28 protein-coding genes are annotated in these 22,904 nt (G+C 48.2%); all 28 read right to left on the bottom strand.

Annotation, left to right across the window (positions count from 1 at the left end):
• Positions 1 to 13: 13 nt before the first annotated feature.
• The gene (locus QBE55_11090) at positions 14 to 727 is read right to left on the bottom strand and encodes a glycosyltransferase family 2 protein (protein ID WZL78074.1); all 714 of its coding nucleotides are present in this window, start codon (positions 725 to 727) and stop codon (positions 14 to 16) included.
• Positions 724 to 1,614, bottom strand: coding sequence for a copper transporter (locus QBE55_11085; protein ID WZL78073.1), 891 nt, complete (start codon positions 1,612 to 1,614; stop codon positions 724 to 726). The genes QBE55_11090 and QBE55_11085 overlap by 4 nt, the downstream gene beginning before the upstream one ends.
• A gap of 12 nt (positions 1,615 to 1,626) precedes the next feature.
• Complete coding sequence (steA, locus tag QBE55_11080; protein ID WZL78072.1) at positions 1,627 to 2,745, bottom strand: putative cytokinetic ring protein SteA; 1,119 nt, start codon at positions 2,743 to 2,745, stop codon at positions 1,627 to 1,629.
• A 127-nt stretch (positions 2,746 to 2,872) separates the two neighbouring features.
• On the bottom strand, positions 2,873 to 3,679 hold the full coding sequence (gene spo0A, locus QBE55_11075; GenBank protein ID WZL78071.1) for a sporulation transcription factor Spo0A: 807 nt from the start codon (positions 3,677 to 3,679) through the stop codon (positions 2,873 to 2,875).
• A gap of 120 nt (positions 3,680 to 3,799) precedes the next feature.
• The gene (spoIVB, locus tag QBE55_11070; GenBank protein ID WZL78070.1) at positions 3,800 to 5,098 is read right to left on the bottom strand and encodes a SpoIVB peptidase; all 1,299 of its coding nucleotides are present in this window, start codon (positions 5,096 to 5,098) and stop codon (positions 3,800 to 3,802) included.
• A 124-nt stretch (positions 5,099 to 5,222) separates the two neighbouring features.
• Positions 5,223 to 6,923, bottom strand: coding sequence for a DNA repair protein RecN (recN, locus tag QBE55_11065; GenBank protein WZL78069.1), 1,701 nt, complete (start codon positions 6,921 to 6,923; stop codon positions 5,223 to 5,225).
• Positions 6,924 to 7,000: 77 nt separating this feature from the next.
• Positions 7,001 to 7,471 (bottom strand): arginine repressor, encoded by a 471-nt coding sequence (locus QBE55_11060; GenBank protein ID WZL78068.1) that lies wholly within the window; start codon positions 7,469 to 7,471, stop codon positions 7,001 to 7,003.
• Positions 7,472 to 7,492: 21 nt separating this feature from the next.
• Complete coding sequence (locus QBE55_11055) at positions 7,493 to 8,347, bottom strand: NAD(+)/NADH kinase (protein WZL78067.1); 855 nt, start codon at positions 8,345 to 8,347, stop codon at positions 7,493 to 7,495.
• A complete protein-coding gene (locus QBE55_11050; protein ID WZL78066.1) occupies positions 8,344 to 9,177 on the bottom strand; it encodes a TlyA family RNA methyltransferase in 834 nt (277 codons plus the stop codon). The genes QBE55_11055 and QBE55_11050 overlap by 4 nt, the downstream gene beginning before the upstream one ends.
• The gene (gene dxs / locus QBE55_11045) at positions 9,149 to 11,053 is read right to left on the bottom strand and encodes a 1-deoxy-D-xylulose-5-phosphate synthase (GenBank protein ID WZL78065.1); all 1,905 of its coding nucleotides are present in this window, start codon (positions 11,051 to 11,053) and stop codon (positions 9,149 to 9,151) included. The genes QBE55_11050 and dxs overlap by 29 nt, the downstream gene beginning before the upstream one ends.
• Before the next feature lie 170 nt (positions 11,054 to 11,223).
• A complete protein-coding gene (locus tag QBE55_11040) occupies positions 11,224 to 12,141 on the bottom strand; it encodes a polyprenyl synthetase family protein (GenBank protein ID WZL78064.1) in 918 nt (305 codons plus the stop codon).
• Positions 12,141 to 12,407 (bottom strand): exodeoxyribonuclease VII small subunit, encoded by a 267-nt coding sequence (gene xseB / locus QBE55_11035; GenBank protein ID WZL78063.1) that lies wholly within the window; start codon positions 12,405 to 12,407, stop codon positions 12,141 to 12,143. Before xseB ends, QBE55_11040 begins: the two co-directional genes overlap by 1 nt.
• 12 nt (positions 12,408 to 12,419) lie before the next feature.
• Positions 12,420 to 13,667, bottom strand: coding sequence for an exodeoxyribonuclease VII large subunit (gene xseA, locus QBE55_11030; GenBank protein WZL78062.1), 1,248 nt, complete (start codon positions 13,665 to 13,667; stop codon positions 12,420 to 12,422).
• A complete protein-coding gene (locus tag QBE55_11025; GenBank protein WZL78061.1) occupies positions 13,630 to 14,628 on the bottom strand; it encodes an O-sialoglycoprotein endopeptidase in 999 nt (332 codons plus the stop codon). Before QBE55_11025 ends, xseA begins: the two co-directional genes overlap by 38 nt.
• Complete coding sequence (gene nusB, locus QBE55_11020; GenBank protein ID WZL78060.1) at positions 14,625 to 15,056, bottom strand: transcription antitermination factor NusB; 432 nt, start codon at positions 15,054 to 15,056, stop codon at positions 14,625 to 14,627. Before nusB ends, QBE55_11025 begins: the two co-directional genes overlap by 4 nt.
• 8 nt (positions 15,057 to 15,064) lie before the next feature.
• Complete coding sequence (locus tag QBE55_11015) at positions 15,065 to 15,304, bottom strand: DUF2273 domain-containing protein (GenBank protein ID WZL78059.1); 240 nt, start codon at positions 15,302 to 15,304, stop codon at positions 15,065 to 15,067.
• Positions 15,305 to 15,316: 12 nt separating this feature from the next.
• A complete protein-coding gene (gene amaP, locus QBE55_11010) occupies positions 15,317 to 15,871 on the bottom strand; it encodes an alkaline shock response membrane anchor protein AmaP (GenBank protein ID WZL78058.1) in 555 nt (184 codons plus the stop codon).
• Positions 15,872 to 15,962: 91 nt separating this feature from the next.
• Positions 15,963 to 16,337 (bottom strand): Asp23/Gls24 family envelope stress response protein, encoded by a 375-nt coding sequence (locus tag QBE55_11005; protein ID WZL78057.1) that lies wholly within the window; start codon positions 16,335 to 16,337, stop codon positions 15,963 to 15,965.
• A gap of 71 nt (positions 16,338 to 16,408) precedes the next feature.
• Positions 16,409 to 17,095 (bottom strand): SpoIIIAH-like family protein, encoded by a 687-nt coding sequence (locus QBE55_11000; protein WZL78056.1) that lies wholly within the window; start codon positions 17,093 to 17,095, stop codon positions 16,409 to 16,411.
• Positions 17,096 to 17,098: 3 nt separating this feature from the next.
• Positions 17,099 to 17,716: a stage III sporulation protein AG gene (locus QBE55_10995; protein ID WZL78055.1), complete on the bottom strand. Its 618-nt coding sequence runs from the start codon at positions 17,714 to 17,716 to the stop codon at positions 17,099 to 17,101.
• Between the two features lie 19 nt (positions 17,717 to 17,735).
• Positions 17,736 to 18,323, bottom strand: a complete 588-nt coding sequence (spoIIIAF, locus tag QBE55_10990) for a stage III sporulation protein AF (protein ID WZL78054.1) — start codon at positions 18,321 to 18,323, stop codon at positions 17,736 to 17,738.
• Between the two features lie 9 nt (positions 18,324 to 18,332).
• Positions 18,333 to 19,520 (bottom strand): stage III sporulation protein AE, encoded by a 1,188-nt coding sequence (spoIIIAE, locus tag QBE55_10985; GenBank protein WZL78053.1) that lies wholly within the window; start codon positions 19,518 to 19,520, stop codon positions 18,333 to 18,335.
• A 13-nt stretch (positions 19,521 to 19,533) separates the two neighbouring features.
• Positions 19,534 to 19,920 carry a stage III sporulation protein AD gene (gene spoIIIAD / locus QBE55_10980; GenBank protein WZL78052.1) on the bottom strand — a complete coding sequence of 129 codons (387 nt, stop codon included), beginning with the start codon at positions 19,918 to 19,920 and terminating at the stop codon, positions 19,534 to 19,536.
• A 24-nt stretch (positions 19,921 to 19,944) separates the two neighbouring features.
• Positions 19,945 to 20,142 carry a stage III sporulation protein AC gene (gene spoIIIAC / locus QBE55_10975; GenBank protein ID WZL78051.1) on the bottom strand — a complete coding sequence of 66 codons (198 nt, stop codon included), beginning with the start codon at positions 20,140 to 20,142 and terminating at the stop codon, positions 19,945 to 19,947.
• Positions 20,143 to 20,156: 14 nt separating this feature from the next.
• A complete protein-coding gene (locus QBE55_10970; GenBank protein ID WZL78050.1) occupies positions 20,157 to 20,678 on the bottom strand; it encodes a hypothetical protein in 522 nt (173 codons plus the stop codon).
• A 17-nt stretch (positions 20,679 to 20,695) separates the two neighbouring features.
• Positions 20,696 to 21,694 carry a stage III sporulation protein AA gene (gene spoIIIAA, locus QBE55_10965; protein WZL78049.1) on the bottom strand — a complete coding sequence of 333 codons (999 nt, stop codon included), beginning with the start codon at positions 21,692 to 21,694 and terminating at the stop codon, positions 20,696 to 20,698.
• Positions 21,695 to 21,805: 111 nt separating this feature from the next.
• The gene (locus QBE55_10960) at positions 21,806 to 22,213 is read right to left on the bottom strand and encodes a hypothetical protein (GenBank protein WZL78048.1); all 408 of its coding nucleotides are present in this window, start codon (positions 22,211 to 22,213) and stop codon (positions 21,806 to 21,808) included.
• A 56-nt stretch (positions 22,214 to 22,269) separates the two neighbouring features.
• Entirely contained in the window at positions 22,270 to 22,827 is a 558-nt protein-coding gene (efp, locus tag QBE55_10955) for an elongation factor P (protein ID WZL78047.1), read from the bottom strand.
• Positions 22,828 to 22,904 lie beyond the last annotated feature (77 nt).

The raw sequence follows: 22,904 nt of genomic DNA, 5'->3' as shown, positions 1-22,904 counted from the left end.
AATCGGATTCTTCTCATATATCATTACCCTTTGGCAGGGCGCTGGATTTTTCCACTGCTTTCCTCACAATGACTATTGCAATATCCATAAATTGACGGGCCCGATGCAAAAATCCTCCGAAGTCCCTGCCCGTTGTCCGATGCTCCATTGCAACATCCACCTCCCGTATCTTTCTATTCTTCCAAAGTAGATCCACTGTCATACCAAACTCAATCCCAAAACCGGAATATCGGAAGCTTTCCTCTGAAAGAATTTTACGTAAAAACCCCCGTTGGCCGGAAAGAACACTGGAAGAGGTCTGACCGGTAAGAAAGAACAGTCCCCGGGAAGAAAGCCTTTTCACAAAACCAAAACCGCCTTTCCCGGGAGTCATAGGAAAACGGGAAATGGTTGCTTCCGCATTTCCCCCGCAGATCGGATCGATTAACCGGATGGCTTCCGCTGCTGTTTCCCCAAGGTCAGCATCCAGAAAAATCAATACAGAGCACGGCAGAGCCTCATAGCCCATTTTCATGGCATGACCCTTCCCACTGTTCTGCGGAAGCTTCAGCACTTCTGCCCCGCTCTCAGAAGCCAATTCGGCTGTGGAATCGGAAGATCCGTCATCCACGACGAGAATCCGGTCAATACAGGCGACCTGTTTCAGAGCTTTTATGGTTTTATCGATTGTTCGTTCTTCGTTGAAAGCGGGGATCACAACTCCGATATCCTGCCCGTTTTTACTCATTGTGCCTTTTCCCCATTTGTTGCAACAGAACCTTTGTCTGTTTCCGGAAACAAAGGATTTGGCAGCTGCATCTGCGATTCCGCTCCATATCCGAAATTTCCCTGGTTACCGGCCAGCAGGGAGGCCATCGCCAGTTTTCCATAAATCGTTTCAACATGATCCACAGAGGAGATCCCAAGTTTCTTATATTCACCAATTCCACTGTCCTTCCGGTCCCCCAACTCCACAGCGATAACAGGAATGCCGGCTTTTGAAGCATGCCGGATCAGCAGCCTGTCACAGACCACCCCGGAACTTCCCTGCCCAATCAGCAGAATTTTATCAATCGGAACATCATATCCACCGGTATGGGAAATCATCTGTAAATCCTCAACCTCCTGAATCAGAGGCGACACACCGCCAAAACGCATGGTGAAGACCAGGCTTTCAATCACTGCCGATATGGTAGAATCCTCCTCAGGAGATTTCCCTGCAGAGGCGGTCCGATCCCAGTCCGAGGATGGAAAGCGGACAATGGTGGACTGAACCGTTGCACCGGTTTGCTGCAAAAAATCACACAGTTCGCCAATGTCTTTCTTTTGCGTCTCGCCGGCAAAACTGATCACGCCAACCTGTACTCCGGACAACTTGTTCCGGACGATTTCCGTCATCAGGGTACTGGAAAGTTCATAAAGCTGGTTGTTTTGTTCTTCCATGGAGCTCATACTTTTCTGCAGTTGTTCCGTTTCCGTCCGCAGACGGGTAAAATGATCCTCAATTTGCTGAATCATTTGTGTCTGCTGATCTTCAACAATATTTTTGTCTTCCAGGGTCATTCCAATCATCATTCCCAGTCCAATGGCAAGAAATATTCCAACCATCAGGAAAGCGTAGTACTTTGCATTCATATGGATCCTCACCTACAAGCCCACAAGAATTTTCAGGCGCAGCGTAATCAGCTGATAAAGCTCCTGCATCAGGGGAGACATTCTCGCCACCATGGAGATGGGAAGCATGACAGCCAGAAACAACGCCATCAGATAGGCAGGCTTGAACTGATTTCTGTACAATTCACTGACCCCTTTGGCGTCAATCACATTGTAACCTACTTTCATTCTCACCAGAAAGGTGCTGGCCATTCCTCTCCTCCCTTTCTCCAGGAAATCGATCATATTGGTATGGCTGCCCACCGTAACAATAAGTTCCGCCTTGTTCTCGTGTGCAAGAATCAGGGCAACGTCCTCACTGGTACCGGGATAAGGAAATACCCTGGCAGACAGCCCCAGTTTACGTATTCGTTCCATGCCGGGCGCCTGACCGTCCGGATAGGCATGAACAATGATTTCCCTGCACTGATACAGGGAAGAATCACTTACGCTGTCCATATCCCCGACGATAATATCCGGCTGGTACCCAAATTCCAGCAGGGCATCTGCTCCGCCGTCCACTCCGATCCGAACAGGCTTCACTTCATCTATGTACGATCGGATGGCCTTCAGATCTTCCTTATAGTTTTTCCCTCTCGTGACGATCAATACATGGTGTCCCTTTATGGGGATGTTGACAGAAGGCATATTTACCGGGGACAGAACAATATCTTTTTCTTTTTCCGCATAATGCAGGGTATTGTCAATAAAATCATGTAAAACATTCTGTATATTATCTGAAGCAGCTTCCATTTTTTCCTGGATTTCTTTCTTCATCAGGATTGTGGCGGGGCACAATGGCTTTTCATTCAGAAAAAGTGTCCGGTTCTTCAACTCAATCCAATCATTATCCTGTATTTGGTCAAAAATCCGTTGTCCCATATCATCAACCAGAGGAATGCCTGCATCACTTAAAATTTTGGGTCCCTGATTGGGAAATTTCCCACTGATGGATTTCTCACAGTTGATCACTGCCTTGACTTTTCGTTCCACAAGATGGGTGGCAGCCACTTCATCTAGATCCCGGTGAAGAATCACCGCAATGTCATCTGCATGCAACCGATGGATCAGATTCTTTGTTTTTCTGTCCTTTCTGGCAGTACCACTAATCATTCCTTACGCTCCTCAATGAAGTATTCATAGTCTTAACAATTCCTTACAATTTATGCACAATAAAAAGGGATTGTCCCCCCGGACAACCCCTTACTGTTTTTCCTGTTTCACTGGTAATGTATTCTTATCAGACCGTCCTGATTTGCATTCTGAGTTTGTCAGCCACCATGGCAATAAACTCTCCGTTCGTCGGCTTTCCTTTATCATCCTGCACCGTATATCCAAAAAGCTTGTTTATGGTATCCACCCTGCCCCGGCTCCAGGCCACTTCAATGGCATGACGAATGGCTCTCTCCACTCTGCTGGGAGTAGTATTGAACTTCTGGGCGATTCCCGGATAAAGCTTTTTTGTAATGCTCCCCAAAAGATCAATATCATTGACCACCATGGTGATGGCTTCCCGCAGATATTGATATCCCTTGATATGAGCCGGAACCCCGATCTCATGAATGATATTCGTAATCTCCACTTCCAGGTTCCGTTCCCTGCCAGCATCTGAAACAGTGGAATCAGGAGAAGTGGAAACGGACGGAAACCGGATGGCATCCATATCTTCCGTCATGGTTAGTTCGCGAATACGCTGGACGAATACCTCCAGATCAAATGGCTTTACGATATAGTAATCTGCACCCAGAGTAATGGCTCTCTGTGTGATTTTATCCTGACCCACGGCAGACAGTATGATTACTTTCGGGAATTTTTCCAGGTTATCTTCATTCAGCTTCTCCAACACACCCAGCCCATCCAAATGAGGCATGATAATATCCAGTACAATAACATCCGGCTGCGTTTTATAAAATAAGTCCAATGCTTCCATACCATCATTTGCAATCCCTACTACATCCATGTCTTCCTGCTTACTCAGATATTGGTTGATGATATCGCAAAAGTCCTTGTTGTCATCCGCAATCAGTACAGTGATTTTTTCCTTCATTCCATGTATCCCCCCTAAAAAAATTTCCGGTTTCAGTCGCTTATACCAATATTCTATTCGACAAATGAAGCAGTATTCCTTCTCCCTCTCTGGAAAATTCCTCTAAAACACAAAAGTCCGCTATTCGATGATCTTATTCGATTCCTCCAGCATCCATTCGATGAAAATCCCGTATCCCTTTTTCGGGTCATTGACGAATACATGGGTGACGGCTCCCACCAGTTTTCCATCCTGTATAATCGGGCTTCCGCTCATACCCTGAACAATTCCTCCTGTTTTTTCCAACAGCCTGGGATCGGTAATTTCCAGGACCAGGCCTTTGGGCCCCGGAGAGGTCTGTCGGTTTACCTTGAGAATCTGCACATCGTATTCCTGAATCCCCTGATCATCTATAGTTGTCAGGATGGACGCCTTACCCGGCTTGATATTATACTGATGGGCAATGGACAACGGATCCTTGTAAATCGGATTGGTGATCTTTCCGGAAGCCTTACCGTATATCCCATAGGAAGTATTTTTTATAATTGTGCCCAATGATTTCCTTTTACCTGTAAAATTTCCCACCAATTCACCAGGAAGCCCCTTTTTACCGATTTTAACATCAATAATTCCGGATTCGGTAATCTCCCCATTTCTGACAGAAAGCTGGGAACCCGTGTCCACGTCCGTAATGGCATGTCCCAAAGCGCCCATATGCTTTGTCACGGGATCGACAAAAGTCAGGGTTCCGACTCCTGCGGTACTGTCCCGCACCCATATTCCAAGACGGTATTTTGAGTCGGTTGCATCCTTTACCGGATGGATTTGTGTAACAAAAATCCGGTTGTCCCGTTTACATTCCAGATCCACTGCGATGCCCCTGACTTTATTTACAAGCCTGGATAAATGGTTGGCATCCTTTACCGTGACGCTATTAATCTTCTCGATGACATCGCCCGGCAGAAGGCCGGCATCCATGGCCGGAAAATGGGTGACTCCATCAGCATCTGTCACTTCCGATGTGCCGACAATCAATGCCCCGTTTGTATACAAAGACACCCCGATGGAATTGCCGCCCGGTATGAGGGCTTTTTGGGATGTAACGTTTATTTTGAGCTGTTTGATCGGGATCACACCAAATAATCTGAAATCCAGATTGACATATCCCTGCTTTACCGGTTGAATCGCCAACGGCTGATTTACCTGGCAGTATTGTTGATCCTTCAGGGAATCCCCGTTGAGCTTCAGTACATTTTTGTCCCTGCTTCGGATCTTTACCTGCAATGGCAGGCGAAAATTCAATGTCTGGGTATCCCCTTCAAAGATCTCCAGTTCGGTCGGAAACTTAACAATATTCTGAACATAAGAGGAGTAATTAAAGGCCAGGAAGAATGCTGCCAATAAAACTCCCGCTATTTTTTTGATGATTCCCTTTCTCATCCTCCACGCTCCTGCAAAATCATTTTTTGTCCATAGTTGCCGGGCATGATCTTAAGTTAACCTTTCAAAAATGATTTATACAGGGAAGGTATCGCATAAACTAGAAAAAAAGGGATATCCGTTTTCAGGAATTTTTATGCTGCGACGCCGATGCAATCAGTTCGCCGGCATGCCGGAGACTTAATGGTGTCAGGGAAGACCCTCCAATCATTCTGGCAATTTCCTTTTTTCGTTCTTCCGGCCCCAGTTTGGAAACCAAAGTGCGGGTATGATTGCCTGTAAATTTTTTCTCAATGGCATAATGTCCATCTGCCATGGAAGCAATCTGAGGCAGATGCGTCACGCAGATTACCTGTCGGTTTTTTGAAATGGCACGGATCTTTTCTGCTACACTTTGTGCGGTTCTGCCGCCGATGCCCACATCAATTTCGTCAAAAATCATGGTCGGGATTTCATCCAGATTGCCCAGTATCGTTTTGAATGCCAGCATCACGCGGGACATCTCCCCTCCTGATACAATCTTCGCCAATGGCTTCAGAGGTTCTCCCGGATTTGTTGAAATCTGAAATTCCACCTTATCGTAGCCGTTTTCCGTGATATCGGCTGCATCCGGTGTCATAAAAGAAACCCGAAACTGTGTTTTCTCCATATTCAGGTCTGCCAGTTGCCTGGCCAGCCCGCTCTCAAGAAACTTCGCACATCGCTTACGGGTGTGGGAAATCTGCCGGCATTTTGCAAGTACGGTTTGATAAGTGGATTGATATTTCTCCTGCAGGGATTCCAGTCGTCCCTGACTTTTTTCAATTTCCTCCAGTTCAGATTCCATCTGCTTTTTCCGCTCCAGCACCTCTTCTGCCGTACCACGATATTTCCTTTTGACAGCCTGAATTTCTTCCAGTCGGGTTTCGATATTCTCCAGTCGGAGAGGATCAAATTCAAAACGTTCTTTATAGGCTCTCAGGTTCAGTATGGCATCTTCAAGAGAGTACTGTATATTTTCCAATGAATGCAGAACAGGCTCCAAAGATTCATCGAAAGATTCCACGGTATGCAGCTGATCAAGGACTTTCCCCAACTGGTCCGTAATCGATGGTGTCACATTTGTCCCGGAATAAAGCTGCCCATAGGCGTCGGTTACCGCATGAATGATTTTTTCTGCATGAATCAGAACTTCCCGTTCTTTCCGCAGTTCCTCTTCCTCACCCGGCTTCAGACTGGCCTGTTCAATCTCATCAATCTGATACTTCAAAAAATCCTTTCGGGTTTCCCCGTCCTTGTTCCGGTTGATTATTTTGTTGATTTCCTTCTGAATCGACTTCCAGGACTGCCAGGTTTTTTGGAAGCCCTCTTTTTGGGATTTCAACTCGTCACCACCCAGCCGATCCAGGTAATCAATGTGGGATTCTGCAGAAAGCAGGGATTGATGCTGATGCTGCCCATGGACATCCACCAAATGCCTGCTGACGTTGCGAAGCATGGAAAGGGTAACGGAGTGTCCATTGATCCGGCAGATGTTTCTCCCCTGAACGGTCAGTTCCCTCATTAAAAGCAGAGTTCCGTCGGATTCCGGTTCAATCCCGTAGCTCTTCAAAATCTCATTGACTTTTCCGGTTACCATGGAAAACAGCAATTCCACCCTGGCATGATCTTTTCCGGTCTGAATCAGCTCCCTGTCTGCCCTCTCTCCCAGGGCAAGATTTACGGAATCTATGAGGATGGATTTTCCGGCACCGGTTTCCCCCGTCAATACATTGAACCCCTTCTCAAAGGAAATCGTCAGATCGTCAATCAGGGCAATATTTCTGATTGAAATTTCATGAATCATGTTATCCCCCTTAATCCATGACAACAGTGCCTCGTGATATTTCCGTCACAGGCTGCCCGAACTGCATCCATATGGTCTTATGACTTGTTTCCGGATGACGGATGCATCAGTCTGGAAAAGCGTTTCAGAACATCGCCGACAATGGAACCACTCCTCAGGATAACAAGTATGGTGTCATCCCCCGCAATACAGCCTATAATCTCCGGCCAGTTCATGGCATCAATGGCAGATGCGGCAGCCTGTGCTCCTGCAACGATTGTTTTGATGACAATCAGATTGTCAGTATGCTCCATTGATATCACCGATTCCGAAAATACCCGGATCAAGCGGTCGGACAGATCGGATTCGGACTGCTCCAGAGCGGCATATTTATAAATGCCGGATTTGCCCAGTACCTTCGCCAGCCGTAATTCCTTGATGTCCCTGGATACCGTAGCCTGCGTCACATCCATTCCATATCTCCGGAGTTCCTCTGCCAGTTCCTCCTGCGTCTCAATGTCCTTCTCCTCAATGATTTTCAATATCAGGGAATGTCTGTCATACTTCATTGTACCGGTCACTCTCCCATCTTAATCTGTTCGGACGGATAATTTACTGCGGAGCAGGTGAAAGAAGCCAGATCCGGGAAGACATATCAATTGGGTGATCCGATTGGATTTATGGATCCGGATCCGATCTCCGTCCTGAAGGTCCACCGTTTCCTGGCCGTCTGCCGTCAGCTGCATATTCCTGTCTTTATCCTGGACTTCCACTTCAACCTCCGCACAGGGATTGGTTACAATCGGTCTGGAGTTCAATGTGTGGGGGCAAATCGGGGTAACCAGAAGACATTCCATGTCCGGTTGGATGACTGGTCCGCCTGCAGAAAGGGAATAAGCTGTGGATCCGGTAGGGCTGGATATCAAAAGACCATCTGCTGCATAATGGTTGACAAATTCTCCATTGATCTGAACTTCCAGATGAATCATACGAGCAAAAGCGCTTTTTGCCACTGCCATATCATTCAACGCAACAGACCGGCCCATGGCCTTCCCGTCCCGCAGGACTTCCGCATCCAGCATCATTCGTTTTTCAATGTGATACGAACCGGAAGACAAAGCATCCAGGATGGATTCGCAATCCGCCATTTCCGCCTCAGCCATAAAACCAAGCTGGCCGAGATTCATGCCCAGAATAGGCTTTCCATAGATTGCTGCCGGCCTGGCCGCCCGTAAAATCGTGCCGTCCCCGCCCAGTACCAGGATCAAATCAGACTGTTGGTACAATTTCTTTTCCTCCAGGGGAGTGCCGACGTTCAAGAGCTGATAAACCGGTATGGAAACCAGGGGGTTCATATTCCGTCCCTTCATACACCGTATGATTTTTCCGGCATTTTTTCCGCCGATATCCTTACATAAGTTGGATATGATACCGACCTGTATCATTTTGTCACCCGCTTATCAAAAGTATCATGGGCTGTCTGAACGGTCTTATTCACTAATATTTCCCTGTCCTCCAAACGCAATCCGTCCCCTCCACCTTTCCTAAAATATGCCAGAAATTCTATATTGCCTTTCGGCCCGGTTATGGGAGAAAAGTCCAGATCCTGAATCTTCCATCCCATATCCTGTGCAAACTCCAATATCTCTTCCACAACCCTTCTGTGCAGACCGGCCTCCCGAACAACTCCCTTTTCTCCCACCTCATCTCTCTCCACCTCGAACTGAGGCTTGATCAGGGACAGGACAGGGCTATCCTCCGTCAGAAGCCGGGAGACCACAGGAAGGACAAGCTTCAACGAAATAAAAGATACATCTATGGCTGCACCGTTCACAGGAGAATTCAGATCCTCCTTTTTTACATTCCGTATATTCGTTCGTTCCATCACCACAACCCTGGAATCCTGACGCAGTCTCCATGCCAGCTGTCCATATCCGACATCTATGGAATACACCTTTGCGGCGCCATGCTTCAGGAGACAATCGGTGAAGCCTCCGGTCGAGGCACCGATATCCAGCCAATTGCGTCCGCATACCGATACCGGAAACCGGTCCAACGCCTTCTCCAGCTTCCGTCCGCCGCGACTGACAAAAGGGTTCTTTGCCCGGACTTCAATATTTCCCATGACAGGAACAAGCGTACCCGGCTTGTCCACTCTCTGCTGATTGACAAAGACCAGTCCGGACATCAGAATCCTTTTCGCTTTTTCTCTGTTGTCAGAAAGCCCTTTTTGTACCATGAGGACATCAATACGCTCTTTCCGAGGACTTCTCACAAGTCATTTCCCTCCCAAGAACAGAACAAATCCGGACTGCAATACCGGCCGGATCCAGTTTGAGATCTTTCCGCAGTTCGCTTACGGAGCCATGGGCAATAAAACGATCGGGTATCCCCATGTTGACTACCTTTACCCTGGCTTCGTATCCCATGACATATTCATCTATGCTGCTTCCAAATCCCCCTTCTGTCACATTGTCTTCCAATGTAACCCATAGCTGACATCGATCCTGCAGGAAACGGTTCATCATTTCCTGATCCAGGGGTTTCACTGTTCGTGCATTGACCACCGCAGGATGGATTCCCTGCCCTTTCAGAATTTTTGCTGCCAGCAAAGCCGTTTCCACCATGGATCCCACTGCCAGCAAGACAAGGTCCCTGCCATTCTCCAGAATCTCCCATGATAAGTCCGTCAGCGGAAAACTCGGCAGCTTTTCTGTTACTTTGCTGTAACCTTTTGGATATCGGATCGCAATCGGACGGTTCTGCTGAAGGGAATAATCCAGCATATATCGAAGTTCTGAAGTATTTTTCGGAGCCAGAATGGTCAAATTTGGAATGTGCCGCAAGTAACTGAGATCAAACACTCCCTGATGCGTGTCCCCGTCTTCTCCAACCAGTCCTGCATGGTCAATGGCAAGTATTACCGGCAGATTCTGACGGCAAACATCATGCAGTATTTGATCGTATGCCCTCTGCAGAAACGAGGAATAAATCGCCACCACCGGCTTCATCCCGTTTATCGCCAGCCCTGCTGCAAATGTAACGGCATGCTGCTCTGCGATCCCCACATCAAAAAAGCGGTCCGGAAACTGTTTCTGAAAAGGGATCAAACCGGTTCCATCCGGCATGGCAGCCGTAATGGCGACAATGGAAGGATCTTTCTGTGCCAACTTTGTCAGATGCTGACCCAAAACCACGGAATAGCTTTTGTATGGACCTGGACGCGACACGCACCCCCGACGGATATCAAAGGGAGAAACTCCATGATAACGGGCTGGATTGGCTTCCGAAAACGAATAACCCTTCCCCTTTTTCGTGACAACATGAATCAGTGTTGGTCCCTGAGTCTGCTTGGCACGGTTCAGAATGCTGATCAGCAGCGGAAGATCATGACCATCCACCGGCCCGATATAGGTATATCCCAGTTCTTCAAACAGGACACCCGATACCAAGAGATATTTGAAGCTGTTCTTTAACTTTTCCACCTTATCTGCAAGCCAATCCCCGCCGACCGGCAGGCTTCGCAAAGCCTTATCCACTCTCCTTTTCATATTCTTATAGTGCGGACTGGATCGGATTTTGGATAAATAGGCCGCCATTGCCCCGACATTCGGGGCAATGGACATTTCATTGTCGTTCAGAATGACGGTAAGATTCGTATCCTGGTGGCCGGCATCGTTCAGGGCTTCATAGGCCATACCGCCCGTCAGGGCGCCATCCCCTATGACTGCCAGAACATGATAATCCTCCCCTTTCATATCCCGTGCCCTTGCGATTCCCAAAGCAGCAGACAGTGAAGTGCTGCTGTGGCCGGTTTCAAAAATGTCATGAACGCTTTCCGATCTTTTAGGAAACCCACTTAGTCCGCCTTTTTGGCGAAGAGTGAAAAACTGATCCCTGCGGGATGTCAGAATTTTGTGTACATAGCATTGATGGCCGACATCCCAGACGATTTTATCAATGGGGCTGTTGTACACATAATGCAGAGCTATGGTAAGCTCCACGACTCCAAGATTGGATGCCAAATGCCCCCCGGTGGTTGCTACATGCTCCAGAACAAACTGTCGGATCTCTTTCGCAAGAAGGATCAGTTGTTTCGGACTCAGGGCTTTTAAATCCCTCGGATCGTTTATTTGCTCCAGCAGTGCCATTGTTGATTCCTCTTTCTTTCCGAGCCTTGCCAACCTGAGCTCCTGGATTGTCGCAGCATCCGTCTTTTTCGACGTATCACTCAAATTATATCATGAAACACAGTCATCGACAAGAACGCCTGTTGCCCATGCTTTCCAGCTGTACCCTGCTACGGCTCCAAAGGATTCCCTTATTGATTCCTGTTCCGGACGGAAAAGGCAAGTTGTCTTAAAAATTCCCCTTCGGATCCGAACCCATTCATCGTGGAGACCGCCTGCTCCACATACTTCTTTGCCATTTCCCCGGAGAGTTCAAGACCGAATCGGGCCGGATAAGTCAGTTTTCCCTGCTTTTCATCGCTGCCGGGAAGCTTGCCCAAAACCGACGGATCCCCAGTCACATCCAGAATATCGTCCGTAATCTGAAACGCCATTCCATAGGCCTTTCCATAAGCGACAACCGTATTAGTCACAAATTCATCCCCATCCGCAGCCAAAGCACCGGCTTTCAGGGAGCCGGTAATTAAGGCCTCCGTTTTATGGGTATGGATATAATCCAGTAAGGTGTCGTCCGACCGGTTGCAATCCATATTCTCACTTTGCATATCGACAACCTGACCCCCGATCATGCCGAAAATACCTGCAGAATGGGCAAGGACGGACATGGCTTTCGGATAACCGGGGTGTTTTATTCCGTCTTTTGGCATATGATCCAGCATCACTTCGTAGGCAAGATTCAGAAGGCCGTCTCCTGCCAAAATGGCCATTGCTTCGCCAAAAACCTTGTGATTGGTCCGCTTTCCCCTTCGGTAATCGTCGTTATCCATAGCCGGTAAATCGTCATGGATCAGAGAATAGGTATGAATCATTTCCAACGCACATGCCATAGGCTCTACCAAAGCCGTTTCCGGCTCCTTATGTTGATATCGGCATGTCAGCTCATAGGCTTCCAGGAATAAAACAGGACGCAATCGTTTTCCGCCTGCCATCAGGCTGTATTTCATTGCGTTATGAATGGCCGGCGGACAATCCCGGTATTCCTTCAGCAATTGCTCCAGGGCAAGGTTGACAGACTGTACCTTTTGACGATAAACGCTCTGAAAGTCCATTATTCCCCCAGCTCCTTTTCTTCCTCTTCCCCGAAAGGCATTTCCCGCAGCTCCCCGGTATCCTCACGGTACAAAATTTTTACAACGCCTTCTGCTTCCGTCAGCTTTTTATTGCAAAGATTTGTCAGGAAAATGCCTCTCTGAAACAGCTTCAGGGACTCTTCCAGGGAAACCTCACCGGCTTCCAGTGTATTTACGACGGACTCCAATTCCTTTACCGCTTCTTCAAAAGAAATGGTTTGCTTCTCTTTCTCCTCTTTTTCCATAATATCGTTGCTTTACCCCTTCCTGCTCTGCCCTGAAGTCCATGGCTCGCCTTTATCCGGTCGTATCTCCTCCACCGTAACAAAAATCCTGCCGTCCCGCATAAGAAGTTTCAACCGATCCGGAACCTTTACCTCCCGGACAGAACGGAACGGTACCGTCCCCTTTTCCGGAAGCACCGCGGCATATCCTCTGGACAGCACATTCAACGGACTCAAGGCATTCAGGGAAGACACAATTTTACCCATCTCCTCCTTCTTTCCATGCAAATCGGATTGCATAGCAGCCGTCAGTCTTTGCGACAGCAGGTCCACATGCTGGCTCTGCCGGTCCAGGAGCATCCGTGGTGTTCGGAATACATAATGGCTTCTCAGCATATCCAGCTGATGCCGCTTATTCAACAGAAGGCGCGTCATGGCATCGATCAGACGCTTTTTCAGTCCTTCCGTTACAGAAAGAAGGCGGGATGTTTCCGATACAGCCATCTCCGCAGCATTTGATGGGGTGGCTGCCCGTACATCCGCCACAAAATCCGATATGGTAAAGTCCGTTTCATGTCCAACAGCAGAAATAACTGGTAGTTCCGAGTGAAAGATGGCCCGGGCCACCTCTTCCTCGTTGAAGGCCCACAATTCTTCTATGGAACCTCCCCCTCGTCCGGTAATGATCAGATCAATATCCTTCCTGGTATTTGCATAGGCAATGGCGCTGGCAATCTGCCCGCCTGCTTTTGCTCCCTGAACGGCAACGGGAAGAATCAGGATATCCACCGTTCGGCTCCGGTGCCGCAGAACACGGAGGATATCCCGTACAGCCGCTCCCGTATGGGAAGTGATGACTGCAATTTTCTTCGGCATCAGGGGAAGAGGCTTTTTCCCTGCAGGGTCAAACAATCCTTCCTTCTGAAGTCTGTTTTTCATTGCCTCAAAGGCAAGATGAAGATCTCCCAGGCCCTCCCGTTCCATTTCCTCCACATAAAGCTGATACTGTCCGTCCCTGCTGTACAGGGAAACCGTCCCTTCTGCAACAATCCGCATACCGTCCGCCGGCATGAAATTCAGATGAATGGCGTTTTGGCGGAACAGTACGCATCGTATCCTGTCCTGGTCATCCTTTAATGTAAAATAGATATGACCGGAAGAAGGATACCTGCAATTGGAAATCTCTCCTCTTACCCTTACCTGACGCAGCAAGGGATCCCTTGCCAGAAGAATCCTTACATATTCATTCAGCTGATGGACGGAAAGAATGACATGGCTCATATACCCCTCCTGACTTTTGATAGGCCTGCAATCCCAGCAGTGCTGTTCCCACTGCATTATCCCGTGACAAATCCGGCTGTGCAAAATAAAGGCGGACGCTTCTGCGTCGGTGAAGCAGACGCTCCCGCAGCCCATTTCGGAACAATGAACTGGAGGATACCCCTCCGACAAGCAATACTTCCTCCGGATATCCCCGCTCCACCGCATGCAGAATCCAATTGGCTGTGGTTCGGATCAACAGCTGATAAACAGCACAGGCAATTTCCGGTTGGGAAACCCCTGCCCGGAGCAAACGCTGTCCCTGGGACTCCGGCCCGGAAAAACTGACGCAAAGGCCCTTTACGGAACCGGACAGATGAACGGAGCCGGTACCGGATGCTGCCATTGCTTCCAAATAAGGACCTGCCGGAAAAGGCAGGCCCATTGCCACACCGATTCGGTCCACCAGTTGACCGACATGCAGATCCTGCGTTCTTCCCACCCGTTGAATCTGAAATCCGAATGGGATGCGTACCACATCCAGCATTTCTGTGGTACCGCCGGACAGGTGGAGGGCAAGGAAGCGATTGGAATCCGGCCCCTTTGCGGAAGAAAGACCGGCCATAATATGATTTTCCTGATGGCTGGTCTTATAAAACGGAGCATGGGTCAAATCGGAAACTGCATGGCCAAAATGATGCCCAACCAAAAAGACAGGCATATAGGAGCTTTCGGATCGTCGGGGCCGGGTACTTGCACAGACAGCTGCAATCTCTCCGTCCGGCAGGGCCTGCCGCAGACCGGACGTTACTTTCGGGATATTCTTTACATGCTGGAACAAAGCCTCGGATTGCTGTAATCCCCTCTTCCCCCCGGGAACAGACAGCAGAAGCTGTCTGCTGAACAGGACTTCCCCATCCAGCCCGACACCTGCCAGAGACGTCGTATAACAGCTGGTATCCATGCCAAGTATGTACTTCATGACGAAGGACTTCCGGATGGGGTGCACTGGCGAAGATAGGCACCCAGGATGCCATTGATAAAGGATCCGGACTGATCTCCGCCATATTTTTTTCCAAGCTCCACCGCTTCATTGACCGAAACGCTGTCCGGTATATCATCGCGGTAATTGATTTCGTACAGAGCCAGACGAAGAATGGAAAGATCCACCTTTGCAATCCGTTCAAACTTCCATGCCTTACTGTGAGTCCGGATGATCCGGTCAATCTCCTCCTGATGATCCGTACAGCCCCGCAGGATATCTTCCACATAAGGAATATCCCGCTTGTCCAGAACCAGATCTGAAGTAATATCCCTGAAAGTTCCCAGATCGCAATTCCCGAAATCCTGTGTAAAGATCTCCTGATATAATAATCTCATTGCAGCTTCCCTCGCCGGTCTTCTTGCCATATGCCCTCCTATTGCTTTCTATTGCGTATTCCATCCGATATCATCTCGCTCAAAAAGGTAAGGAAGCTTTCCTTCCGGTCGTAAAAGCTTCCGATCCAACAGCCGATCCCAACCGCCAGACTCAGAAACAAGCCTCGCCAAAAACCAATCGTCAGGATCAGAATGCCAAAGATCAGTCCGCCCAGGAACCCGATGGTTTTCCCCCGATGTGTGGTAAAGCAGGATACAACAATTTCCTTTATTGTCATTGCTGTTGCCCCCTATTCAACCCGGTTTGGTCGTGCAGCCGTCAGATTATCAATATAAACCAGTACTTCCCTGACTGCAATTCCCGACATTTCCTCCACATATTTTTTTACCTTTTCCTGAATGTTTTGCGTTAATTCAGGCATCCGGACATCCGGCAGTATTGTTACCTTCAATTTTATCCGGACACCCTCATCGGCCTCCGGAAGAACGGTGCTGACAACATCCCGGACTTCCTGGAAACTATGTACTGCCTTTTGGGTAAGAGTATCCAGGGTCTCCAGGGACACCCGGATCATTCCCAGATCCGTTGTTTTCAAGACAGCACTGGCCGGTTTCTTCCGGGAGGTGCCGGCTGTTAAAAGACGGACACTGGCTGCCAGCAAAACCAGTGATATCGCCAACGTAACCAGAATAAAGGGTCCATTGTAATCCAAGCCGGCAATCAGGCCCTTGAAATACGAAAGAGGGATGACATTCAGAGCAATGCAAAGCAGTCCAAGCGAAAGAGCAATGACAACAAGAATATAAAACGACAGCAGAATACGGTCTCCCATTTTCATCTTCATCGGTATCCATCCTTTCTTCTTGTTTCTTTTGTTTCCGGTTCCTGTGCAAGTACCCTCTGAGAATTCAGAGGGTTTGAAAGAATCATGGGGATCATGCCTTGGACGGCGGTTCCCCTTCTTTTCTTTCCTTTTCAAAATCGATGCCCTGAATATGGATGTTTACCTCTATTACATGAAGTCCTGTCATGGTTTCAACGGTTTTTTTAACATTCTCCTGGATATTCCACGCAATATCCGGTATCCGAACGCCATAATCCACAATTAGGTATAAGTCAATTGCCGTTTCTTTTTCGCCAACCTCCACCTTTACCCCTCTGGACAGGTTCTTTTTCCCGAGTTTTTCCATAATACCGCTGCTCATTGCAGAAACCCCCGGAATCTCCATGGCTGCCAGGCCTGCGATAATGGCAACGACTTCATCGGCAAATGTCACATTGCCATAATCCCCATTTGTCTGTTGTTCCATTTTTTCACCTCCTGTAAATTGTTGTTACATGGTTTTATTATACCAAATAACATGGGCTTTTACAAATCGTTCTAATCCTTCGTTCCAACCCTGGGAATGATTTTTATGTTTTCTGCTTCCTTTCCGGATTCCCGTTTGACAATGTCCAGGATCATTGCTACCTCTTCCGGGACCAGTTCAGATTTATCCACAATGACATTGACGTTGTCATGATGCAGAATCACTGCCACATCGGAAAAACCTTTTGCCCTGATCAGATTTTCGATCGCCAGTTCCGATTCCTTATTGGAGGTAATGTCCAGAAGCTGTGCCTGTGCTTCCTTTACCATTTCCGGATCGGAATTGGGATTTTTTACGATGGAATTGATGTGTCCGATCTCCTCGTTCCTATCCTGTTCCCTTTGAAACCGGTAATCCCGGAAAAAGGTGGTACTCGCAGACGCAGAAGCTTCCTGGCTCTCCTTATCGGTTGATTTCCCATCTGCGGCGTCTGTGGTTTTGCCCTTCTTTTCATCTGCATTTTCGTCCTTTTGCGATTGATCTGCCAACTTTTTCGAATCAGACGCTTTCCCCTGATCCTCCAGATCGCTTATCGTAATCTTTCCGCTTATCCCATCTTTTTTTTCTGCTGCGACGTCCTTCTCCGGACTGACAGCCGGGGCAGAATCCTGATTGTACACAAAGTTCAGATAACCCGTGATGATCAATAACACCACCAAAAGCCCAATAACCAGATTTTTTCTTTTCAGCACCAACATCTCTCACTCCTCCATTCCGTTATCGTCCATGACAAAAACCTCAACCTGATCGGACTGTATCCCCAGAAGGGTCTGCACCGCCTGCTGCAGTCCAATCCGGACCTGAATATCTTCCGCACCTTCCGCCACAACGATGACTCCCTGAACCTCCGGCTCGTTTTCCCTGGAAATCAGCGGCTGGGATCCGTCCGGAGAATCCATGCTGACAGGCTGGGTATTGACATCGGTTTGCGTTGTGCGCCGGACACCGCCATTGCTGTCCTTTTCCTCCGTTTCCGTGCTGGATTCCACGGTATTCATGGCTGGAACAACCTCCTTGCCTGTTTTGTAAGTAATCATGACATCCACCTTTCCGGCACCCTGAATCGCCGACAGAACGTCCTTCAACCGCTTTTCCCGGTCCGTACTGCCTTTTTCCTTCTTCGCATCCTGGCTGGACTCAGGCAAAGCCGCGCCGGAGCGGACCTTTTTCTCTTCACCCTCTCCCTTTGATTGCGGCTGAAGCAAATTACCTGCCAGACTCATTATTATTGCTATGGCCAGAATAAAAATAAAATACTCAATATTTTTCACTTTTTTCAGCCGATCAAACAGGGCGTGGAAGCGCATCTCCTTTTCCATAAAAAGCCCTCCTTTGTTTTTAATTCCCGTTTACATAAACCCTGTCCTTTTCGATCCCATAACGTTCCGACAGCAATCGTTTGATCTCCGGCACTCCTTCTGCATCCTTCTGCAGATTCCCGGATTCCTTACCGGTTTCAATGGTGACAGGATCGATGGAAACGGTTTGACCTTTTTGCTCGGCAGACACATCAATCCGTTCCAGCTGCGACAAATCGGGTTCTCCCCTGGTTCCGGAAAAGGTTACCTGAACCGATACCGGGTCCCAGTCCGTTGCGCTTTCCAGTTGATCCGCCATATCTTTTTCCAGGTTTTTCTGATACACTTTTTCCAACTGCTGTTTCTGTCCCTTTTCCAGCTGACTGCTTTGAAAGGAAGCCGTCTCCGCATTCTGCGTCGCTGCCCTTTGGTATATGAATGCATCAAAATCCTGTGTTTGACCCATGAGTTTCAGAACAGGCTGCAGAAACATGATCAGGATTACAAGCCCGAAAAGGAAACTGCTGTACTTCCGGAAACTGCTGTTGGGCAGAAGAATATCCACCAAAGCTCCCAGTATGGCAATCACGGTGAGATTGATGATCCACTGGCTGACTGCGGTTTTCATACCATCACCTCATTTCCCCATCAAAGATGCATTTCCGGTACCGATAATCAGGGCCACCGTGAGAAAAAACATCAGCGCAATGCCCACAACAGTAATAAACAATACATTCAGCACACTGCCGATTCCGTCCAGACAATCCACAATACGTTGATCCGTTATCGGTTCCAGCAATGCACTGGAAAGTTTATACAGTAGCATAAGCGTCAATATTTTCATTCCCGGCGCAAGGCACAACATGCCAATGATGATCAGACCTGTCACACCTGCTGCATTCTTCAGAAGGATCGAGCATCCGATAATGGTATCCATGGATTGGGAGAGCATCTTTCCAACAACCGGGACAAACTGGTCCAGTGCAAATTTGGCAGTCCGTACGGAAAGTCCGTCAAAAGAAGATGTCATGGCTCCCTGGATAGTGAGAACACCGACAAATATCGTGAAGACAAAGCTCAGGATCCAGACACTTATTTGGTTCAACAGCTTCCCCAGCTTTTTGATCTGCACCCTGTCACTGATATAACTGATCAAATGAACGACAGCGGACAAGGTAATCAGTGGTATCATAATATCCTTCAGCAAAGTTCCCACGATTCCGACCAACACTCCAACAGCAGGCTGCAGGACTGAAGAAGTTGTAACATTGCCTACAGCGGTCAGCATAGCCAGCAATATCGGATAAAGCACCTGCATGAATTCCGTCATTTGTTCGATGCCGGTTTTTCCAATCTCCAGAGCGGACATCAGACTTTGGAGAATCAGAATGACGATAATGCTGTAACAGGCAAAATATGCGACTTCGCCAACCGAGGGATTGCGGAAGGAATCATTCATATTTTTGAATAGGCCGCAAAGGGTTGCTATGACAATTATTTTCGCCATAAGCATGAGATTCGGCCGAAACTCCCGGAAGAAGACATCGAGGATTCTGTCCAGGATATCCTTCCACCCAAGGGTAAATTGTCCGGTTACCAGCTTTCTAATCATTTCCTTGGCCGATTTCCCTTCCGAAATATCCATACCCTGGTCCTGAAGAGCTTTCCAGTACGGTTCCCAATCCGCCGTGTTCAGCTCATCAATCTGATCGGTAAGAATATCTTCCGGATCTGCCTCCCGGTTTTCACTTTCCGCGGGAGCTGCATATGCCGGTGAAACAAAAAGAGCCAGCACAAGCAGCATCGTCAGGATCATTTTCCTCATAAGTACTCTCCTTTTACGGAAGCAGCTTTAATATGGTTTCCAGCAATGCGGACAGTATGGGAACCGCCAACATCATGATCAGGACCTTTCCCCCCAACTCAATTTTGGAGGCAATGGCGCTTTCTCCCGCATCCCGGCAGATCTGAGCTCCAAACTCAGCGATATAGGAAATCCCGATTACTTTCAGAACGGTGGAAAGATAAATGGAATCCAGGCTTGCTTTGTGGGACAGCTGATTCACAACCGTAACCACGGACTTCAGATTACCGAGAATCATCAGAAACAGGATCGTTCCGGCAGCCAGGGAAATCATCATTGCAATATCCGGCCTTTGCTGCCGGACAACCAGGGCAAGTACGGCAGCCGTCAGACCTATGGCTACAATCTGCATAATGTTCATCGAGGGGACCTCCTTCGGAACCTTTCAGTATAAATGGAAGATGGACTTCACACTGTTGAACAGCCGGCTGATCAGATCCACTATCATAAGAAGAACGATTATCACACCGGCCAGGGAAGTCATCATAGCCATATCTTCCCTTCCTGCCTTGGTCAAAACCTGATTGATGACAGCGATCAGGATTCCTATGGCAGCAATCTTAAAAATGAGGTCTACATCCATTTCCTTCCCTCCAGTCAGAACAGAATGATCGCTAATGCGATACCGCCAAGCAATCCCAGACTTTTATACATTCGCTCATATTTCTCCCGAATGACCCGTGCCTTTTCTTCTTCCTCATGCAGCTGCATCAAAGTCAGCCTGATATATTTTACCTGCCCGTCCTTATCACTGCCTCCCAGCTGTTCTCCGAACCGTCTTAAAATTTCCATATCCTCCTTTTCAAGAAACAATTCCGTCTTCAGATACTGCAGGGAAGAACTCCAGGCTTCGGAAACAGAATAGTTCTTTTTGCCTGCCAGGAGTTTTCCGGTCCGGATGAAAACCTTCCCGGTCCCTCCTCCAATGGAGCCGCCGATCTGCAGCATCGCTTCCGGCAGGAGGGAGGAATAATGAAGGATTTCCGTTTCCAACCGGGACAGTGCGCTTTGAAACGCACGAAGCTCCCTTGTTCTCATTACGTAACGCTTTGCGGCTTCAAATCCGATCAATGTAGAGGTCAGCACAATTACGCAGCTGTTGAATATTTTAAGGATCATTTGGAGCCTCCTTTCTGTCACCGAACCGGTTTGTGCAAAATCTGTGTAAAATCATCCCCGGTATAGACCTTTTCCAGCGTTCCGACTCCCAGGGAGCCGCCAAGTACCGCGATCCGCTGGAAGATCCGGCAGTCCAGAAGCTGGGACAGCACCGGCCTTACCCTGGCATCCTGCAGATCCGACGCATGAGCGGAAGTAATCACCCGGATCCCGGCATTCAATGCCTCCCGGATGGCCGCCACATCCTCGGACCGCCCGATTTCATCTGTGATAATCACATTGGGAGACATGGATCGGATCAGCATCATCATTCCCTCCGCCTTGGGACATCCATCCAGAATATCGGTACGAATCCCAACCTCTCTCTGAGGAATGCCCTGCCAACATCCTGCAATCTCAGAACGTTCATCCACAATTCCCACCTTAACAGCCCGAAAGCCAGGAAATCCGTTGCTCAGCTTTCTGGCGATATCCCGCAACAGAGTCGTCTTGCCCATTTGCGGCGGAGACAGGATCAGGGTATGAAAGACGTCCCTGCCGGATATCAGATAAGGGATCAGCTTGTCGGCCGATCCAATCACTTCCCTGGAAATCCGGATATTAAAGGAATTAATATATTTCATTGCCTGGATTTTACCGTTGTCCAGAACAATTTTACCCGCCATTCCGACCCGATGGCCACCCCGCAGCGTAATGTACCCGTTCCGGATTTCTTCATCAAAGGCATAGATGGAATAGTCCGATATCAACTGAAGAATACAACGGATGTCCCTGTCGGTTGCCCGATATGCCGATTCCATATGTGTTGTGAGTTTGCTGCCTTTACAGACGAAATAACCCTTCCCATGACTGTACACCATGAGGGGACGATCTTCCCGGATCCGGATTTCCTCCAGGTCCAGCCGCACATCAGTTGGTATCCCACGGATCATTTCCCGTATATTATCCGGTAGTGCTTCAAGAACCGGTTCCTGCCAGATCAGATTCGGTTCCTTTATCGGTGTGATGGTTGCCATATCCAACTCGTCCTCCTTTTATATAATCATATCTATGAAGGGCTTATCCCAAATATCACACCAAAAACAAAAAACTCCGGCTGAGCTGCCGGAGTTTTTAAAAGGTGAAAATCAATCGCTGTGACTCTCGATGTCGCATCCATTCTCGGAATATATTGTTTTATTGCAATTGGGGCAGACAATATCGTCTTCCTCATCAAAAATGCCTTCATCAAAAAAAACGGTCTCATGACAATGAGGACATTCCACCTCTATGTAATGGGAATCCTCATCCTCTTCCTCTCCATCAGATTCTTCACCGAAAACCTGATCTTCCAGATCGGTTAAATCTCCGTCTATGGTTTCCACATAATCGTCCAATTCGGACTGGGAGGTTTCCAGTTCGGACATCGCCTGTGCCATTTCATCCAGGACATCAATGATATGGATTAACAGCTTTCCCTCGTCCGTGTCCTCCCTGATTCCCGTTCCGTCTGCCAGGCCCCGCAGATAGGAAACTCTTTCATTCAGATCGTACATGCCATTGCCTCCTTCCTATATGATGATAGAATCCTTCCCTTTACGAATTTTATGCATTACACGCGCTCCATATATTCCCCGGTACGGGTGTCAATCCGTATGACATCCCCCACATTTACAAACAATGGTACCTGAATGACTGCGCTGGTTTCCAAAGTACAGGATTTGGTCCCGCCGGTGGCAGTATCTCCCTTGAATCCCGGATCTGCCTGAACCACTTCCAATTCCACAAAATTCGGCGGCTCCACGGAGAAAGCCTCCCCCTTGAAAAATTTGATGATGACATTGGAATTTTCCTTAATATAGGGGATCGCATCCTCCACCTGGGACTGGTTCAGGGGGATCTGCTCATAAGTCTCCAGGTCCATAAAGTAATAAAGCTCCCCATCATTGTAAAGATACTGCATTTCCTTGGTCTCCACATGGGCCCTGGGAAGTTTGTCCGTAGGGCTGAACGTCTTCTCCAGCACCCCGCCTGTTATGACATTTTTCAGCTTGGTTCGGACAAAAGCCGCCCCCTTGCCTGGTTTTACATGCTGAAAGTCCACAATGGTGTATACGGAATCATCCATCTCCACTGTAACGCCCTTTCGAAAATCACCTGCTGATATCATTGGATCGGTACCTCTCTTTCCTGACTCTAAAATAGATTGTGTTCCAATTTATATACTTCTATAACGGGCAGCCCCCG

This window comes from Eubacteriales bacterium mix99 (assembly GCA_038396605.1).
Lineage (GTDB): Bacteria > Bacillota > Clostridia > Caldicoprobacterales > DTU083 > UBA4874.
The sequence above is the reverse complement of the archived record's forward strand: the minus strand, read 5'-3'. Positions and strand labels throughout refer to the sequence as shown.